The sequence below is a fragment of the Streptomyces sp. CB03238 genome (assembly GCF_002099185.1).
Classification (GTDB): Bacteria; Actinomycetota; Actinomycetes; order Streptomycetales; family Streptomycetaceae; genus Streptomyces.
In genome coordinates, this window is sequence record NZ_NBCN01000001.1 from 172,795 (window position 1) to 189,659 (window position 16,865).

16 protein-coding genes and 1 tRNA gene are annotated in these 16,865 nt (G+C 73.8%); 8 read left to right on the forward strand and 9 right to left on the reverse strand.

Going from position 1 to position 16,865, the window contains the following annotated elements; all coding sequences use genetic code 11:
* The first annotated feature begins 54 nt into the window (after positions 1–54).
* The 3 genes from BKD26_RS00820 to BKD26_RS00830 all read left to right on the forward strand — a co-directional run bounded on the left by BKD26_RS00820 (position 55) and on the right by BKD26_RS00830 (position 2,781).
* Positions 55–936 (forward strand): decarboxylase, encoded by an 882-nt coding sequence (locus BKD26_RS00820; RefSeq protein ID WP_084894649.1) that lies wholly within the window; start codon positions 55–57, stop codon positions 934–936.
* On the forward strand, positions 933–1,652 hold the full coding sequence (locus BKD26_RS00825; protein WP_084894651.1) for an aspartate/glutamate racemase family protein: 720 nt from the start codon (positions 933–935) through the stop codon (positions 1,650–1,652). The genes BKD26_RS00820 and BKD26_RS00825 overlap by 4 nt, the downstream gene beginning before the upstream one ends.
* Before the next feature lie 61 nt (positions 1,653–1,713).
* Entirely contained in the window at positions 1,714–2,781 is a 1,068-nt protein-coding gene (locus BKD26_RS00830) for an LLM class flavin-dependent oxidoreductase (protein ID WP_084895298.1), read from the forward strand.
* A gap of 246 nt (positions 2,782–3,027) precedes the next feature.
* On the opposite strand, the gene BKD26_RS00835 is transcribed toward BKD26_RS00830, so the two are convergent.
* Positions 3,028–4,689, reverse strand: coding sequence for an EAL domain-containing protein (locus BKD26_RS00835; RefSeq protein WP_241518516.1), 1,662 nt, complete (start codon positions 4,687–4,689; stop codon positions 3,028–3,030).
* 742 nt (positions 4,690–5,431) lie between these two features.
* Here BKD26_RS00835 and BKD26_RS00840 point away from each other — a divergent pair.
* A complete protein-coding gene (locus BKD26_RS00840; RefSeq protein ID WP_084894653.1) occupies positions 5,432–6,673 on the forward strand; it encodes a M6 family metalloprotease domain-containing protein in 1,242 nt (413 codons plus the stop codon).
* 45 nt (positions 6,674–6,718) lie between these two features.
* Here BKD26_RS00840 and BKD26_RS00845 read toward each other — a convergent pair.
* From BKD26_RS00845 to BKD26_RS00870, 6 genes are all read right to left on the reverse strand, one after another.
* Positions 6,719–6,792, reverse strand: a tRNA-Lys gene (locus BKD26_RS00845).
* Positions 6,783–7,403: a bifunctional DNA primase/polymerase gene (locus BKD26_RS00850; RefSeq protein WP_084894655.1), complete on the reverse strand. Its 621-nt coding sequence runs from the start codon at positions 7,401–7,403 to the stop codon at positions 6,783–6,785. Before BKD26_RS00850 ends, BKD26_RS00845 begins: the two co-directional genes overlap by 10 nt.
* A gap of 108 nt (positions 7,404–7,511) precedes the next feature.
* Positions 7,512–7,865, reverse strand: a complete 354-nt coding sequence (locus BKD26_RS00855; RefSeq protein ID WP_084894657.1) for a hypothetical protein — start codon at positions 7,863–7,865, stop codon at positions 7,512–7,514.
* Between the two features lie 471 nt (positions 7,866–8,336).
* A complete protein-coding gene (locus BKD26_RS00860; RefSeq protein ID WP_084894659.1) occupies positions 8,337–9,665 on the reverse strand; it encodes an AAA family ATPase in 1,329 nt (442 codons plus the stop codon).
* Complete coding sequence (locus BKD26_RS00865; RefSeq protein WP_084894661.1) at positions 9,662–11,248, reverse strand: hypothetical protein; 1,587 nt, start codon at positions 11,246–11,248, stop codon at positions 9,662–9,664. The genes BKD26_RS00860 and BKD26_RS00865 overlap by 4 nt, the downstream gene beginning before the upstream one ends.
* On the reverse strand, positions 11,239–12,357 hold the full coding sequence (locus tag BKD26_RS00870) for a hypothetical protein (protein ID WP_084894663.1): 1,119 nt from the start codon (positions 12,355–12,357) through the stop codon (positions 11,239–11,241). Before BKD26_RS00870 ends, BKD26_RS00865 begins: the two co-directional genes overlap by 10 nt.
* 118 nt (positions 12,358–12,475) lie before the next feature.
* On the opposite strand from BKD26_RS00870, the gene BKD26_RS00875 reads away from it, so the two are divergent.
* Positions 12,476–13,072, forward strand: a complete 597-nt coding sequence (locus tag BKD26_RS00875; protein ID WP_084894665.1) for a histidine phosphatase family protein — start codon at positions 12,476–12,478, stop codon at positions 13,070–13,072.
* Here the strand turns inward: BKD26_RS00875 and BKD26_RS00880 are convergent.
* A complete protein-coding gene (locus BKD26_RS00880) occupies positions 13,069–14,403 on the reverse strand; it encodes a transcriptional regulator (RefSeq protein ID WP_084894667.1) in 1,335 nt (444 codons plus the stop codon). The two genes, BKD26_RS00875 and BKD26_RS00880, sit on opposite strands and share 4 nt — an antisense overlap.
* Positions 14,404–14,657: 254 nt before the next feature.
* Here BKD26_RS00880 and BKD26_RS00885 point away from each other — a divergent pair, with 254 nt between their 5' ends.
* The 3 genes from BKD26_RS00885 (at position 14,658) to BKD26_RS41920 (ending at position 16,286) form a co-directional block, all read left to right on the forward strand.
* Positions 14,658–15,110, forward strand: coding sequence for a hypothetical protein (locus BKD26_RS00885; protein ID WP_073752921.1), 453 nt, complete (start codon positions 14,658–14,660; stop codon positions 15,108–15,110).
* A gap of 77 nt (positions 15,111–15,187) precedes the next feature.
* Positions 15,188–16,054 (forward strand): fused MFS/spermidine synthase, encoded by an 867-nt coding sequence (locus BKD26_RS00890; protein WP_084894669.1) that lies wholly within the window; start codon positions 15,188–15,190, stop codon positions 16,052–16,054.
* A 103-nt stretch (positions 16,055–16,157) separates the two neighbouring features.
* Complete coding sequence (locus tag BKD26_RS41920; protein ID WP_277622316.1) at positions 16,158–16,286, forward strand: hypothetical protein; 129 nt, start codon at positions 16,158–16,160, stop codon at positions 16,284–16,286.
* A 21-nt stretch (positions 16,287–16,307) separates the two neighbouring features.
* Here BKD26_RS41920 and BKD26_RS00895 read toward each other — a convergent pair whose 3' ends face one another.
* A complete protein-coding gene (locus BKD26_RS00895; RefSeq protein WP_084894671.1) occupies positions 16,308–16,853 on the reverse strand; it encodes a hypothetical protein in 546 nt (181 codons plus the stop codon).
* Between the last annotated feature and the right edge of the window lie 12 nt (positions 16,854–16,865).

Genomic DNA, 16,865 nt, shown 5'->3' on the forward strand with positions numbered 1-16,865 from the left:
TGACCACGCTCGCACCCGAACCTACCGTCGTCAACAAGAGGCTGGGGGTTGGCCATGGACATCTCCTTCCTGGGCGGGCCCGGCCCGCAGCGCGGTGTCGGCGTCGTCGCGCCGTTCGACTTCGCCCTCGACCGCGAGCTGTGGCGCTGGGTGCCCGACGAGGTCTCGCTGCGGCTGACCCGCACGCCGTACGTGCCGGTGGAGGTGTCCCTGGACCTGGCCCGGCTGGTCAGCGAGCACCAGACGCTGACGGAGGCCGTACGGGCGCTGTCGGCGTCCGAGCCGGAGGTCGTCGCCTACGCCTGCGCCTGCGGCAGTTTCGTCGGCGGCCTGGCGGGGGAGCGGGCCATGTGCGCCGCGATGACCCGGGCGGGCGAGGTGGCCTCGGTGACGACCTCCGGCGCCCTCCTGGAGGCGCTGGCCGAGCTGGGCGTCCACCGGATCGCGCTGGTCACGCCGTACACCGGATCGGTGACCCGGGCCCTGGAGGACTACCTGCGGGAAGCCGGGGCAGCCGTGACGGGGCGGGCCTTCCTCGGGCTGACCAGGCACATCTGGAAGGTGCCGTACCGCGACGTGGTGGACATGGCGCGGCGGGCGGTGCGGGGCACGGTGTCCCGCCCGGCCGACGCGCTGTTCATCTCCTGCACGAACCTGGCGACGTACGACGTGATCCCGCAGCTGGAGGCGGAACTGAGGATGCCGGTGCTGACCGCGAACCAGGTCACCATGTGGGCGGCGCTGCGCCGGATCGGCGTGCGCGCCGTGGGGCCGTACCAGGCGCTGCTCATGGAGCCGGCTCCGGACATGGCTCCGGGCACGGCGCCCTACGTGGCTCCGGGCACGGCGCCCTACACGGCTCCGGACATGGCTCCGGGCACGGCGCCCCACACGGCTCCAGGCACCGCTCCGGACACACAGGAGGGCGTGACATGACGACTGTCGGACTGCTCTACCCCGGGCACTCCGCCGAGGACGACTACCCCCGCATCGAGACGCTGCTGACCGGCGTCAACGTGCCGATCGTCCACACCGACATCGGTGAGGACGCCCACCGGGTCGACGCGCTGCTGGAGATGGGCTCGGTGGAGCGGCTCGCGACGGGTGTCGAGGAGCTGCGGCTGTCCGGCGCCGAGTCGGTGGTGTGGGCGTGCACGAGCGGATCGTTCGTGTACGGGTGGGAGGGAGCCCATGAGCAGATCCGTGCCCTTGCCGTGCGGGCCGGGCTCCCGGCGTCGAGCACCTCGTTCGGCTTCGCCCACGCGGTACGGGAGGTGGGCGCCGGGCGGGTGGCCGTGGCGGCCACGTACCCGGAGGACGTCACGGAGCTGTTCGTCCGGTTCCTGGAGGCGGCCGGCATCGAGGTCGTCGCGTACCGGGCGGGCGGGGTCGTCACGGCGGCCGAGGTCGCGACGTGGGGGCCGGAGCGGGTGCTGGAGCTGGTCCGGGCGGCCGACCATCCGGGGGCCGAGGCCGTCCTCGTACCGGACACGGCGCTGCACACGGTGGGGTGCCTGCCGGAGCTGGAGGCGGCGGTGGGCAAGCCGGTGCTCACGGCGAACCAGGTGACGGTGTGGGAGGGCCTGCGGCTGGCGGAGCGGCGGGGGGCGTGGTCGACGGAGCTGGGGGCGTTGTTCGCGCGGAAGGAATAAAACGGAGAGAGCCTCCTGTTGTCGGGTGCTGTACGTGTTTCCCGCGCAGGAGGGTCTACCGGTGAGCGATGACGTGATTCGAGGCAAGGTGAGCGGGAATGCGCCCGTACCCCTTTCGGTGCTGGACCTGGTCACCGTCGGCAGCGGCCGCACCGCCACGCAGGCCCTGGGCACCAGCGTCGCCCTCGCCCGGCTGGCCGAGCGGCGCGGCTACCACCGCCACTGGGTCGCCGAGCACCACTCCATGCCCGGTGTCGCCTCGTCGTCGCCGGCCGTGATCCTCGCGCACCTCGCCGCCCACACGTCGCGCATCCGCCTCGGCTCGGGCGGTGTCATGCTGCCCAACCACGCGCCGCTCGTCATCGCCGAGCAGTTCGGCACCCTGGAGGCGATGGCCCCGGGCCGTATCGACCTCGGACTGGGGCGGGCCCCGGGGACGGACGGTGCCACGGCTGCGGCACTGCGCCGTACGGGACGGGTGGGGGAGGGGGCCGACGACTTTCCCGAGCAGCTCGCCGAGCTGGTGCGGTTCCTGGACGACGACTTCCCGGACGGCCATCCGTACGCCCGGATCCACGCCGTTCCGGGGCCCGTGCAGGGGCCGTCGGGGCGGCCGCCCGTGTGGCTGCTGGGGTCCTCCGGGTTCAGCGCGCGGCTGGCGGGGATGCTGGGGCTGCCGTTCGCGTTCGCCCACCACTTCTCGGCGCGGAACACCATCCCGGCGCTCGACCTGTACCGGGACTCGTTCCGGCCCTCGGCGGTGCTGGACGCGCCGTACGCGCTCATCGGGGTCTCGGCGTTGGCTGCGGAGGACGAGCGGGAGGCGCGGCGGCAGGTGCTGACCGGGGCCCTGTCGATGGTCCGGCTGCGTACCGGGCGGCCCGGCCTGATCCCGACGCCGGAGGAGGCGGAGGCGTACGCGTTCAGCGACGCCGAGCGGCACTTCGTCGACGACTGGCTGGCGAACGTCGTGCACGGCACGCCCGACGCGGTGCGGGTCGGGCTGGACGACCTCCAGAAGCGCACGGGCGCCGACGAGCTGATGATCACGGCCAACGCGCATGGCGCGGATGCGCGGCTGCGGTCGTACGAGCTGATCGCGGATGCGTACGGTCTCGTGGCTGGGTGACCCCGCCGGGGGTGCGGCTTCTCCCGGTGGGGTGGGGGCGTGGCCCCTCCGGGCTCGCCTCTCTCCCGGAGGGGGCACCCCCACGAGGCCGGCGGCCTTGGGTACGACGGTTGCGAGCCGTTCCCGCGCCGCCAACCTCTGCGGGGGCGACCCTGCGCGGCCCCATCCCGGCCGGATGCCGGGTGCCGCCCGGTGGGGATGGTGAATCGTGAAGGCCGCCCGCAGTCCCCTCCGGGCGGGGGCGGATCAGTTCGGAGCGATGCCGATCAGTTCCGCGATGCGTTCCGCCGTGACCGCGCGGGAGTAGAGCCAGCCCTGGCCGGTGTCGCAGCCGATCCGGCGCAGCCGGGCCGCCTGACCGGACGTCTCCACGCACTCGGCCGTGACGGTCAGCCCCAGCCGGTGCGCGAGCTGCACCAACGCCTCGACGATCACCTCGTCCGCGGGGTTGGGGTGCTCCTCGTCCTGGAAGCCGCGGACGAAGGAACCGTCCAGTTTGAGGACGGAGACGGGGAGGCGGCTGAGGTAGGCGAGGTTGGAATAGCCGGTGCCGAAGTCGTCGATGGCGATGCGTACGCCCATGTCGCTGAGCGCCTGGAGGGCCTGCAGCGGCCGTCCGGCCGACCCCATCACCGCGGACTCGGTCAGCTCCAGTTGGAGGAGGTGGGGGGCGAGTCCCGTTTCGGCGAGGATCTCGGCGACGTCGGCGACCAGGTCGGAGTCCCACACCTGGCGTACGGCGACATTGACGCTGACGAACAGCGGCCGTTCGCTCGGGTGGTCCAGCTGCCACTGCCGGGCCTGGCGGCACGCCGTACGCAGCACCCAGCGGCCGAGCTGGACGATCGAGCCGTCCTCTTCAGCAATTCCGATGAACCGATTCGGCGCCAGTGGACCGAACTGCGGGTGGTGCCAGCGGACCAGTGCCTCCACGCCCCGTACGGCGCCGTCCGACATGCCGACGAGGGGTTGGTACTCAAGGGTGAACTCGCCCCGTTCGACAGCTGGGCGGAGGGTTGAGGAGAGCGACTGCCGTGTCATGCGGTGGGCGTTGCGCTCGGGGTCGAAGAGCGTCCAGCGGGCCTTGCCGTCGGCCTTGGCCCAATAGAGGGTGGTGTCGGCGGCCTGCATCAGGCCGTTGACGGTGGTGCCGGCGGCGGTCCGTTCGACGACGCCGATGGACGCCGACACCGACAGCCGCTGCCCGGCCAGGTCGAACGGCCGCTGCACGGCGGTGAGTACGGACCGGGCGAGGTCGGCGAGCTGTTCCGTACCGGTGGAGTCCTCGACCAGGATCGCGAACTCGTCGCCGCCGAGCCGGGCCACCAGGTGCCCGCCGCTTCGGGTGTAGCCGTCGCTGTCGGCGCACTCGGTGAGCCGTGCGGCGACGGCGGCGAGGAGCCGGTCGCCGACGCGGTGCCCGAGGGTGTCGTTGACCGCCTTGAACCCGTCGAGGTCCAGGTAGCACAGGCCGATCCGGCCGGTGCCGCCGTCGTCGTACGAGGAGTTCTCCAGCGCGGAGGTCAGGCGCTCGAAGAACAGGGTGCGGTTGGGGAGCCGGGTCACCGGGTCGTGCATCTGGAGGTGGCGCAGCCGCGCCTGGAGCTGGCGCCGGTCGCTGATGTCCGCGATGGACAGCAGGACGCCCCGGCTGGGCGTGACCGGCGCGACGGTCACCTCGGCCCACAGGGAGCGCCCGTCGGGATGTTTCAGGCGGCGCGTGCAGCGGAAGCGGGAGCGGCGGCCGCGCAGCACTTCGCGGTACGCGTGCCAGGTGCGGCTGTCGGACGCGAGGTCGACGAGGTCGGCGGCGGCCTGCTCCCGGAGGGACGCGGTGTCGGTGCCGAGCAGTGTGGCGAGGGCGTCGTTCGCGGTGACGACGAGCCCCTCCGGGTCGACGACGGCCATGGCGATGTGGGCGGCGTTGAAGGCGGCGCGGTAGTCGTGCAGGGCGTCCCCGTCGATGCTGCCCGCGTCGTGGTGGGGGGCCGGGACGTGGTCCGGGGCGGGCGCGAGGCAATCGTGGTCCAGGTCCGGGCGGTGGCCGGGGTCCGCGGCGGGGGCGCGGTAGTGCGGGCCGAGGTCCGGGTCGTCCGGTGTGTGCTCCCGGGGGGCGCCCGGGGGCCGCTCGGGTGGGGCCTGCGCGTCGCGCGACGCACGGGAACCGGGCGCCTCCGGGGGAACGCGAGCGGCAGCTGCCGACTGGCGCGGTTCGCCGACGGTTTCATGACGCTCTGTGACCGGCCGCCGGGCGGTCCCGGTCGGTGAGACTGCCGCAGCTCCCGGTCCTTCGGAGGTTCCGTTCACGGCTCGCTCCCGCAAGGCAGTTGTGACGCACAGATGTGGTCGGGATGGGTCGGCCAGGAAAGTGTGCCGATCATAGAGGCTCTCGCGGCGGCCATTCCAGCGCCGCCACCGGGTGAGACGCGTGGGGTTGTTGTGAGTAACCCCACCGTCCACAGGCGGCCGATCGTTTCTGCACGGGTGTGGCACGGGCCCGTCCTGCCGTGATCGGTTGTGACTGTCGGTGAACTTCGCGGACCGGTGGGGCGCGTCGGCCGCTCACCCAACTGGGGCAGTGGAACAGGACGTACCACCACATAACACCACAGGGTGGTGAGACGTCCCGTATGCCGCACCGGAGGTCGACGTGGAGGGTCAGCAGACACCCGAGGGAGTGGAACGCCGCCGCCTGCGGTCCACCGCCGCGGGCCTCTTCGCTCTCCTCTCGCTCGCCGCCACCGGCCTCGTCGCCGGCCCCGCGAGCGCCGCCCCGACGGCGGGCCCGTGCGCCCTGCCGCGTACCGACGCCCATCACTCGCTCGGCCTGGACACGTGGAACGACGCCTACCCTCGGCCCGTCCGCAAGCTCGACGCCCTCATGGTTTTCCTGTCGTTCCCCGACTCCCGGCCGCTGACCGCCCCGGACGAGCTCGCCGCCGACTACTTCCCCGCCACCAGCCAGTTCTTCGAGCGCGCCTCGTACGGCACCTTCACGCTGCGCCCGCACCCGCGGCGCGAGTGGGTCCGGATGCCGCACGCCTCCACCTCGTACGCCATACGGCGCGACTGGGAGCCCGGCCGGCGCGCCGCCTACCTGCGTGACGCGCTCGCCGCGGCCGACCCGGTGGTCGACTTCTCGCGGTACGACATCGTCTACCTGGTCGCCGACCCGGACGCGCCAGGCGTGGACTCCGACGCCACGAAAGTCGTCAACTTCAACACCCCGCTGTACGCCGACGGTGCGGCGATCAAGCGGGTGGTGACCGTCTTCGAGCGGCACCCACCCGACCGCAACGTCCTGGCCCATGAGACCGGACACGTCTTCGACCTGCCGGACCTCTATCACCGGCCGATGGACGGCAAAGGTGACTGGGACACCCATGTGGGTGACTGGGATGTGATGGGCAGCCAGTTCGCACTCGCCCCGGAACTCTTCGGCTGGCACAAGTGGAAGCTGGGCTGGCTGAACCGGCGCCAGGTGCACTGCATGGGCGGGCCCGGCAGCAGCCGCTTCACCCTGGAGCCGCTGGCGGCGGCGCCCGAGCGGGGCGCGTCGGTCGGCACCCGGCTCGCGGTCGTCAGGACCAGCAGCAACAGCGCGCTGGCGATCGAGGCACGCGGGGCGAGCGGGAACGACCACGGCACCTGTACGGAGGGCGTGCTGATCTACCGGGTCCGCACGGACGCCGTGTCGGGCGCCGGCCCCGTCGAGGTGGTGGACACCCACCCCTCGACCGACGCCTGCTGGGACCGGTCGGTCTACCCCCCGCTGGCGGACGCGCCACTGGGGGTGGGGGAGACGTTCACGGTGCCGGGGGAGAACACACGGGTCGAGGTCGCCGACCGGACGCGGACGGGCACGTGGACGGTGCGGGTGACCGTGGAGTGACGTACGAAAAAGCCCCTCGCTTCCGCGAGGGGCTTTTTCCGTCTGTGCGCCGCCAGGGACTCGAACCCCGGACCCGCTGATTAAGAGTCAGCTGCTCTAACCAACTGAGCTAGCGGCGCCTGCTGACGTCGTAGACATTAGCACCCTGATCGGCGGGAGGAAAAATCGACATCCGTACGCCGGCGGCGGCCCCTGCCCTGGCCGTCCGTACACACGCCCAGAGGATCACCTCCGGCCCCGGCAGCCACGGGTGCCGGGTGTCCGGTGCGACCAGCCAGCGCGGGGCGCCGCCGCTGCCGTCCGGTGCCGGTGTCAGTGGGGGCACGGTGATCGCGTCTCCCGTGCCGTGGCAGAGCAGGGGCGGTACGGCATCCCCCCTCCCCCTCGGGCTTCGTCCTGGGGGGTCTCCCACCTCCCAGCCGAGCAGGGACGGCAGTCGGTGGGCCGTACCGGGGGCGGTGAACAGCAGCATCCGGCCGCGGTGCGCGGCGACCGGGCCGGAGCCGGGGCCCTCCGCCCACAGCCGGTCGAGCATGCGGCGCCCGAAGACCGACTCCACGCCCACCACGTCGAAGACCGAGCCGCACGGCAGCACCGCCGGTGCGGCCGGCCGGGTCTCCCACAGGGCGAGGGTGGAACGCGGGTACGCCGCGGCCGACGCCAGCCAGCCGGCTCCGGCCGCCGTGACCTCGGTGGTGTGGTGGACGTCGTCTCGCAACCATGCGCTCATGACATCCACGTCTACCGGCCGTGATGAACCGGTTCCGGTGAGTTGCCGAAAACCGGGACAAGGTGGGGTGCGGAGGAGTATCTTGCGCCCCCGTCATATGCCAACCGGCTACTCGTCGCCGGGGCGGCCGCCGTTGCGGAGCAGGTCCCGACCGAACTCGATCATCTTCCTGGCGTAGTCCTCGGTCCACTCCGCGCGCTCGGCGATGTCCCCGGCCGTCAGCCGGTCGAACCGCTGCGGATCGGCGAGCTGCGCGGCCGCGACCGCCTGGAACTCCACCGCCCGGTCGGTCGCCGCCCGGAACGCCAGCGCCAGCTCGGTGGACCGGGCGAGCAGCTCCTGGGGGTCCTCCATCGACTCCAGGTCGAAGAAGTGCTCGGGGTCGGAGGCGGCCTCCGCAGGCTCGAAGAGCAGGGGCGCCGGCCTGAGCCGCCGCTGCTCGCTCCGCTCGGTTTCCGCCATGAACCTCTCCTCTTCGCACGACGCGCTTCCCCCACCCGCGGGGACGCCCCCGTCGCGATGGACCACATTCCATTCTCCCGCCCGGCGCAAGTACGCCCCCGCGGGGCCCGCGCCCCGAAAGCCCGACCCTGCTCGGCCTGGGGCGGCAGCGCGCCCGGCCGAGCGTGGGGTCTGTCGGGGTTGCCCCGGCGGGGGAGCGTGCCGTGGGGGCCGCTCGTGGGGCGTGTCATGTCCTGGGCTCTCCTTCGCAAGCTCAGTCGTTTTACGCCCAGAACACGCCCACTGCGCGTTCCCCCCTCGGGCCGGCCAAGCCCCCGCCGGGGCGCCCCGGCGTCGGGAGGGGCTGGTCCGTAACCTCCCCCGCGAGAGGGGTTCGGGGGCCGAGCCACCGGTTTCGGGGAGTGGGGTTCCCTCACGCTCCCAGGGCGTAGGGGCCGGGTGAGGACAACGCCCGGCCCGGCCACCCGGTTCCTACGGTGACCACGCCACCCGGTGCTCCGACAGGTGGGACAGCACCGCGTGGTTCGCCTCCCAGCCGTCCGGGAACTTGACCGTCACGCCCAGTTGCACCGGCTCCGTCGACGGGTGCTCGTCCAGGAGGTCCGCGACGCCCGCCCGGCACACCACGACGCACGCGTGCCGGTGACGGGAGGCCAGCACGCACAGGCGGCCCGTCTCCAGGTGGAACGCCGTCGCGTCCGGGCGGCCCGACAGCGGGTGCAGGACGACCGTCACGTCGTACTCCCGCCCCTGGAGACGGTTCGCCGTGTCGACCGTGACCCCCGAGACGCCCAGCTCCGTCAGCGCCGCCCGCACCGCCGCCGCCTGGTCGCGGTGGGCCATGCCGACCGCGATCCGGTCCGGGGTGACGGGTACGGGGTCCTCGGCGCGCTCGCTCGTCGCCGCCCCGCCCCGGTCCAGCAGCCGCCGCACCACCAGCGCCACCGCCCGTACCGCCTCCGGGTCCGTACGCGGGGTGTGCCGGGCCGGCAGCTCCAGCAGGCCCCAGCCCGACTCGGCCGCCTCGTCCAGCACCCGGTCCGGGCCCGAGCCGTCCGACGGCACCCCGAAGGACAGTCGCCGGTCTCCGGGCCCCGTCCCGCTGCGGAACGGCGTGTACGGGTAGAACGCGTCCGACACGAGCGGCGCGGCCGACGCCGGGAGCCGCCAGGAGACCGGCAGCCGGTGCTGCGGCAGGTCCGGGTTGTGGGCGAGCAGGGTCGAGACCGCGCTGGCGGAGGGGTCGTAGGAGAGGCCCGCCCACTGGTCCGCGCCGACCACGCTGAACGGGTCCAGCTGCCCCGGGTCGCCCACGAACAGCGCCCGCTCGAACAGCCCCGCCACCGCCAGCAGCGCGTCCGACCGCATCTGGTACGCCTCGTCCACGATGGCGTGCCCCCACGGCTCGACGCCCTTCACATGCGCCCACTTCGCGGCCGTCGAGATCACCACGTCCAGCCCGGCCAGGTCCGCCGCCTTCGCCGATTTGCGTACGTTGCCGAGGTCGTCGAGCGCCTTGTCGTACGGGTCCGAGTCGTTGCTGTGCAGCCGGCCCACCGGCAGCTCCGGCTCCTTCTCGGCGAGCCGCAGCACCAGGTCGTCGACCTGGGCGTTCGTCTGCGCGACGACCATCAGGGGCCGGCCGGCCGCCGCGAGCTCCAGCGCGGCCCGCACGACGAGCGTCGACTTGCCGGCGCCCGGCGGCGAGTCCACGACGACGCCCCGCGCGTCGCCGTGCAGCGTGTCGTCGAGGATCTCCCGGGTCGCCCGGGCGGCCTCCGCGGAAGGATCGAACGTCACAGCAGGTCCTCCGGGGTCACGGGGTCGGGGCTCTCGGCATCGCTCCGGGGAGGACCGCCGTGCGTCCACGGCGTCTCCTCCGGGTCCGGCAGCTTCGGGCCCACCCGCTGGTCGTGCTCGAACAGCGTCCACACCAGACGGTCCCCCTTCTCCGGCACCGAGCCCTCCGCCGGGTCCTTCGAACGTCCCATCCGGTCCAGCAGCCGCAACACCAGCGCCCCGTCCTCCTCGTGCCGTACGAACTCCGCCGCCTGCGGCTTGCCGTCCAGAGACCGGTACACCTTCACCCGGTCACCCAGGTGCGGCCGGTCGTCAGTCCGCACCGTCAGCAGCGGCCGAGGGGAGGGCCGCTTCGACTCCGACCAGGCCATCGTCACGTCCACCACCTCGGCGAGGAACGCCTCGCCCGCCAGTCGCCGCCCCGCCATCACCAGCGGGTCGTCCAGCGCCTCCTGCGCCTCCAGCTGCGCCTGGGCGCTCTCCCGCGCGGCCAGCTTGTTCGCCGCCGTCACGGCGTCGTCCCGGCGCGGCTGAGGCGGCTCGCCCGCCCGCACCCGGTCCCGGTGGCCGGTGAACGACCAGCGGTCGCGGGTCCACCGGTCGGCGACCCGCGCGCCCGGCGGCAACTCCCGCACCAGCTCGATCGCCCGCCACACCGCCTGCCACGTGGGCCGCAGCTGGGTCAGGATCAGCCGCCGGACCTCACCCTCGGCCCGGTGCAGCTCGCCCAGCCGCTCGTCGGCCGCCTCCCCGTCCTCCACCGACGCGAGAGCCTGCCGGGCCCGGTCGTACCGCTCGATCGCCGGCGCCAGCAGCCGGTTGTCGAACGCCGGATCGGTCGCCGGACCGGCCGGCGGGCACAGCAACTGCCCGTCCCGGTCCCGTCCGAGCTCCGCCCGAAGCGCCGCCTCCGCGCCCGACTCACCCTCGGGTGTGTCGATCCACGCCAGCAGCGCCCCCAGGTGCTGGTCCTCCAGCGACGACTGACCCGTCGCCCAGTGCCGGCTCAGCAGGTCCGTCGCCGCCAGCAGCAGCGACGAACCGGGCACCCGCGCCCGCTCCCCGTAGTGCGTCAGCCACCGCCCCAGCAGCGGCACACGCGGCGGCGCCGGGAACGGCGTCTCCGGATCCTGCTCGGCCGTACGCCGGAACCGCATCGACCGGCCCAGCAGCCGTACGTACTCGACGCCCGCGCGGCTCGGCACGATCAGCTGCGGCGCGTCCGCGCACAGCTCCACCTCGACCTTGACCTTCTTGCCGGTCTCCGGGTCGGTCTCATTGCGCTCGGCGGCCTCGACCTCGTCCGCGTACCCGTCGAGGTGGGGGATGACCGCCTCGGCCAGGTCCGCCAGGAACGCGAACCGCAGGTCCCGGTCGCGCGGCTGCGCCACCACCAGCAGCCGCGGCTCCTCCCGGTCCGTCCCCACCAGCGCCCCCAGCGGCGCACCGGCCTCACCGGCGGTCGTCAGCGGTACGAGGACCAGCGGCCGCTCCGACACGTGCCGGTGCCGCACCGTGGCCAGCGGCTGCGCCCGCCCGGACTCGACGGCCTCCAGCCGCGCCAGCGTGGAGATCAGCGACATGCGCCCTCCAAGGACTCCGCCCGCAGCGCCGCCGCCCGCCGCAGCGCGGACACCGCCGGATCGTCCGGGTCGCCTGCCTCGCCTCGCGCCGCCGCCAGCACCGCGCCGACCGTCGTCAGGCCGCCCAGCTCGCCGCGCACCGAACGCCCCAGCGCCTCCACCGCGTCCGCCGCCCGGGCCCGGTCACGGCAGTGGAACGCCAGCTCGCACGCGGCCAGGCACTCCGGCGCGTACGCATGCGGAACCGCCTCCACCGCCGCCGCCAGCTGCTCCGCCGAGCACGCCGCCACATCGAAGGTGACCCCCTCGGGCAGCGCGGCCGCGATGTCCTCGATCCGGGTCAGCCGGGCCAGCTGCCGCCGCGTCACCGACAACTGCTTGCGCACATCGACGACCGAGCCGGTCGGCTGGTTGGAGAAGTCCTTCGGGCACACCAGCAGCACCGAATGCGCCACCGAAGCGCCCTCCGTCAGCGCCGCCACCCGCTCCAGCGCCAGCACGTACACCGCGGCCTGCCGGGCCGCCGCGCCCACCTTCGCCGCGTCCGCCGAGCCGTCGATCATCGGGAACGACTTGATCTCCACGACCGTCCACCGCCCGTCCGGACGCACCACCACCGCGTCCGGCTCCAGGTAGGCGGGCGAACCGGCCACCTCCAGCGCCAGCATCGGATGGTCGAGCAGCGACCACGCCCCCGCCGCCGTCGCCTCCCGCAGCGCCAGCGCCGTACGCGCCGCACGGCCCTCCGGCCCGGCCGCCGCCAGGTCGGGGACCCGGACGTCCTCTGGCTCGGCGACGCCCAGCAGCCGCATCAGCTCCATGCCGCCGTCGGCCTTCACCTTGGCCTCGAAGGCATTGCCCCGCATGAACGCGAACTGCGACTGCCCGAAGCCCGACGGCGCCCCGAGCGCGGACGCCAGCGCCGCCTTGTCGACCCCGGCGCCGTCCAGCAGCGCCCGGCGCTTGCAGCCGGGATTGGCGGCCAGCGCCGCCAGCGCGCGGGCATCCAGCGGATGCGGCGCGGTGGCGGGGCCGCGCAGCTCGGCGAGCTGGTGCCGCAGTGTCGTCTGCGGACGCCGAACCGGTCCGCTGCCCAGGGATTCGCTCACCCGCGGAAGTCTCGCATCCGGCACTGACAACCGGGGCCCGGATCCCCACCATCCGTGGCGGCGGGGCCGTGCGCGATGATGGACGGACACCCCACGCGAGAACTTCGGGAGAGCCCTCATGGCACCGCGGATCCTGCTCGCCCGGCACGGCCAGACCGAATGGTCGCTGCTCGGCAAGCACACCGGCAGGACGGACATACCGCTGCTGGAGGAGGGCCGCCGGGGCGCGAAGCTGCTCGGCGAACGGCTCCACCGCGGGCCCTGGGACGGCCTGGACGGCTTCGAGATCCGTACGAGTCCGCTGGCACGCGCGCGTGAGACCTGCGAACTGGCCGGCTTCGGCGACCGCGCCGAGCGCTGGGACGCGCTGATGGAGTGGGACTACGGCGCGTACGAGGGCATGACGCCGGCCGAGATCAAGGCGGGCCGGCCGGACTGGTTCATCTGGCGCGACGGCGTGCCCCAGGGGGAGACCCTGGCGCAGCTGTCCGCCCGCGCGGACGAGGTCGTCGCCTGGGCCCGCTCGGCCGACCGGGACGTCCTGGTCTTCGCCCACGGCCACATCCTGCGCTCCATCGCGGCGCGCTGGCTGGGCGAGGACGTCTCCTTCGCGGCCCGCATCCGCCTCGACCCGACCAGCCTGTCGGCCCTCGGCTGGGCCTACGGCGCCCCCGCGATCGAACGCTGGAACGACACCGGCCACCTGGAGAGCTAGGGCGCCTCCAGGACCGCGCGGCGGGCGAGGAAGGCCGTGACCGCCGCGCTGCCCTGGTACGGCGCCAGCAGCGCGACCGTCTCGGCCAGCATCGCGCGGATGCGGCTCGACTGGACCTCGTCCAGCAGGTCCAGCACCCGTTCACCGGCCGCCGCGGCCTCCTCCGGGGAGCCGCCGCGCGCCAGGTCGGCCGCCAGCTGGGCCCGGTAGAGCGCCAGGTTCCGGGTGAAGTGCGGGTCCTGCAGGACCGTCGCGCGGTGCGCGTGCCGGGCGGCGCGCGACCAGTCGCCCAGGGCGGACCAGCACTGCGCCTCCAGGGCCTCCAGCTCCGGTTCGCCGAAGAACGACATCCACTCCGGGTCCGCGTCGCCCGGACCGCGCCCGAACAGGGTGTGCGCCCGCCCCAGCGCCTCCTCGCACGCCGCCCGGTCGCCCAGCCCCGCCCAGCCGCCCGCCTCGCGCAGCGTCAGCAGGGACAGCAGCCGCGCCGACGACAGGTGCTTGCCCGCCCGCTGCCCGGCCTGCGCCGCCCGTACCGCCTCCCGGAACCGGCCCTCGTCCCTGGCCAGGAACGAGGTGTTGGAGAACGCGTGCGCCTCCAGGGCGGGATCGCCCGCCACGCGCGCGGTGGCCAGGGCTTCCGCGTAGTGGGAGCGGGCGTCCTCCAGGCGGCCCGAGTCGTGCGCCAGCCACCCCACCGAGAGCGCCAGCTCACCGGCGCCCGCCTGCATCCGGTCGGCGGCGGACTGGCGGGTCGCCGTCCCGGCGTCCAGCAGCGCGTAGGCGGTACGGAGCGGCTCGGCGGCCATCCGGTACAGCCGGTCGGCGCCGTGCCGGTCGTCGAACAGGCGGATGCGTCGCACCGCCTCCTCGACGGCGTTCACCTCGGCCTCGCCGAACCTGCCGCCGGCACGCGGCGCGGGGACGGCGCCGCCGATACCGAGCGAGGCGGCCGCCACCGTGGCGGTGCCGCTCGTCATGAATGCGCGACGCAGCACGTCGCTCTCCTCATCGTTCCGGATGGTGGTCTGTGGCGCCGGTACGGCGGCGGCCGCGGCACGCGCCCCCCGGCCGCGTACGCGCTCCCGCGCGACGAACCCCAGATCCGTCAGGGACAGCCCGGGGAACATGTGCAGGAACACCCGCTCGTACGCGTAGTTCGGGCAGCGGATCTCGCCCGACTCCACACGCCCGATGTAGCGGGCGTCACACGCCACCTGCTCGCCGATCTCCCGGGCGGCCCGGCGGACCGCGGCCGCGAACTCCCCCGGGGAGCGCTGCCCGCGCAGTCGGCGGAAGGCGAGATTGGGAACTGCCCGTGACGTCGCCATGGCCGAGCCCTCTCCTGCGTACTGCACTGCCGTTGTTCCGGCGGAGCAAGAACGTACCTGCTGTGACGGACCGACCACGCAGTGTTTGGCTACAAATCGGATATCTCGTCCGCGATCCGCCATGAACTGCCATCCTTTGCGGCGGCGTGCCGCCGTAGCCGTTGACGCGCATGGGCGTTGAACCATGCGGAGAGACGCAACGTGTCTCCATACGGGGACTCGAGCGAGGAGGGGATCCCTTGTTGGAGGTCGGCATGCAGGTGAATCCGCAGTCCGGTGGCGCGTCACCCACCACCGCACAGCACTGGCCGACACCGGACGCGAGCGCCCCGCCCACCGAGGGCGAGCCCTGTGATCTGGTGACCGTCCCGGCCCGTCAGGGCCTGGAAGCCGTCGACATCCTGCGGCGCGGCGGCGCCCCGCTCGTCGGACCGGTGCTGCACGACGGGTCGTGCGACACCCTGGGCTTCCTCGTCCCGCCGGGCACCGCCGCCGGCTGGGACATGCCGGGCAGCGCCTGCACCCAGACCTCCGGGCGCGGCCTGCGGATCCCTCCCCTCCCCGGCGCCCAGCCCGAGCCCCCCGTCTCCGGCACGGGCTGGCTGCTGCCCCCGACGGACACCGGCCCGGTCACCGACCCGGTCGTCCTGCGCGAAGCGCTCGGCGAGGCCGCCCGTCTGATCGAGGCCGCCGACAACTGCCGATAGCGCCCGGGCACCTGCCGATAGCACCGGGGGACCTGCCGACAGCACCGGGGCCCGCCCCGGGGCCCGATAATGGGCGGATGGCAAGGAACAAGCGGCGCGGGCGCGACTCGGTGGCCGAGGCCGTCGTCGAGACCGTGGCCGGCGGGGTCGCCGAGCTCGTACCCGACCCGGAGCGCGCGCGGGCCTGGACGCTGCTCATCGACGGGGCGCCCCAGTCGCACGTGGACCTCGACGAGCCGGCCCGGCTGGGCTTCGCCTACCAGCGGCGACTCGGCCATGTCGCCGACCTCGCCGCACCTCCCGGACGGCCCCTCCAGGTGGTCCACCTCGGCGGCGGTGCCTTCACCCTCGCCCGGTACGTCGCCGCCACCCGGCCCCGCTCCACCCAGCAGATCGTCGAGCTGGACGCGCCCCTCGTGCAGCTGGTGCGCCGCGAGCTGCCGCTCGACCCGGCCGCCCGCATACGGGTCCGCAGCGCCGACGCCCGCGCCGGGCTCGGCAAGGTGCCGGACGGCTGGGCGGACCTGGTCATCGCCGACGTCTTCAGCGGCGCCCGCACCCCCGCGCACCTCACCAGCACCGAGTTCCTCGCCGACGTACGGCGCGTCCTCAAGCCCGGCGGGCACTACGCCGCCAACCTCGCCGACGGGCCGCCGCTGGCCCATCTGCGCGGCCAGGTCGCCACGGCCGCCGCCGTCTTCCCCGAGCTGGCGCTCGCCGCCGACCCGACCGTGCTGCGCGGGCGCCGCTTCGGCAACGCCGTCCTCCTCGCCTCCGACGTGCCCCTGCCCGTCGCCGAACTGACCCGCCGGGTCGCCACCGATCCGCACCCCGGGCGGGTGGAGCACGGGCGGGGGCTGACCGACTTCACGGGCGGGGCGGTCCCCATCACCGACGCGAGCGCCAAGGACTCCCCCGTACCGCCCCCGTCGGTGTTCCACTGACCGGATGCCGGCGGCCGTCCGCATGGTGGGCGAGTCCTTGCCAGGAATGAGACGCCGAGGCGAAAATCGGCCAATTGTCCCCCCGTACGGAAAGAGGACACTCATGGGTAGGCATGTCCATGTTCGCGTCCACCAGGGCATGGGCGTCTCCGAGAGCGGTGAACTCATCGAGCACTACCAGTGCCGCTGCGGCGCCACCTGGACGAAGTCCTACCCGGCCGACGAGGAGTGAGCGCGCCTCGCCGGACACGCCCTAGCGCTCCTCGATCTGCACCATCGGCGCGTGGTCGTGCCATGTGCAGAACACGTCGGTCTCCCGGCCGTCCTTGCTGAACGTCACACGGATGTACGTCGGCTGCTTCCACACCTGCATCTGCCAGCCCGCCGCCGGGGTCGCCGAGACCAGCTCCGCCGACGAGGCACCGATGTCGAAGGCCACCCGGCCGCCGTCGACCGTGACGCTCTTCACCTCGCCGGTGCTCGCGGGTGGCGCGCTCGTTTCCGGTGCCGGGGGGCGCGACGGGGCGACCCACGGTTTCCGGCTCTGCGTGCGGGAGGCGGACGCGGACGGCGTGGCACTCGGCGCCGGCGATGCCTCCGGGCGCCGCGTGGACGACGCCTGCGGCGCCACGCTCGGCGCCGCCGCCGGGCGGTCGGCCGTGATCGGCAGGGCGCGCGGAGGGTCGTACGCCGTCCCGGCCATCACCGTGTGCACACCCCACCACGACAGAGTGACCGCCGCGCCCGTGGCGAGCGACCACGCCATGGCATGTACGAGTCCTCTACGCATCCGGGCCATCCTGCACCACCC

Excerpts from the sequence above, each read along its gene's own strand:
- BKD26_RS00820 (WP_084894649.1), top strand. The coding sequence starts at position 55 with ATGGACATCTCCTTCCTGGGCGGGCCCGGCCCGCAGCGCGGTGTCGGC.
- BKD26_RS00825 (WP_084894651.1), top strand. The coding sequence starts at position 933 with ATGACGACTGTCGGACTGCTCTACCCCGGGCACTCCGCCGAGGACGAC.
- BKD26_RS00835 (WP_241518516.1), bottom strand. The coding sequence starts at position 4,689 with ATGGCCGTCGTCGACCCGGAGGGGCTCGTCGTCACCGCGAACGACGCC.
- BKD26_RS00850 (WP_084894655.1), bottom strand. The coding sequence starts at position 7,403 with ATGAGCGCATGGTTGCGAGACGACGTCCACCACACCACCGAGGTCACG.
- BKD26_RS00855 (WP_084894657.1), bottom strand. The coding sequence starts at position 7,865 with ATGGCGGAAACCGAGCGGAGCGAGCAGCGGCGGCTCAGGCCGGCGCCC.
- BKD26_RS00865 (WP_084894661.1), bottom strand. The coding sequence starts at position 11,248 with ATGTCGCTGATCTCCACGCTGGCGCGGCTGGAGGCCGTCGAGTCCGGG.
- BKD26_RS00875 (WP_084894665.1), top strand. The coding sequence starts at position 12,476 with ATGGCACCGCGGATCCTGCTCGCCCGGCACGGCCAGACCGAATGGTCG.
- BKD26_RS00880 (WP_084894667.1), bottom strand. The coding sequence starts at position 14,403 with ATGGCGACGTCACGGGCAGTTCCCAATCTCGCCTTCCGCCGACTGCGC.
- BKD26_RS00885 (WP_073752921.1), top strand. The coding sequence starts at position 14,658 with ATGCAGGTGAATCCGCAGTCCGGTGGCGCGTCACCCACCACCGCACAG.
- BKD26_RS00890 (WP_084894669.1), top strand. The coding sequence starts at position 15,188 with ATGGCAAGGAACAAGCGGCGCGGGCGCGACTCGGTGGCCGAGGCCGTC.
- BKD26_RS41920 (WP_277622316.1), top strand. The coding sequence starts at position 16,158 with ATGGGTAGGCATGTCCATGTTCGCGTCCACCAGGGCATGGGCGTCTCC.
- BKD26_RS00895 (WP_084894671.1), bottom strand. The coding sequence starts at position 16,853 with ATGGCCCGGATGCGTAGAGGACTCGTACATGCCATGGCGTGGTCGCTC.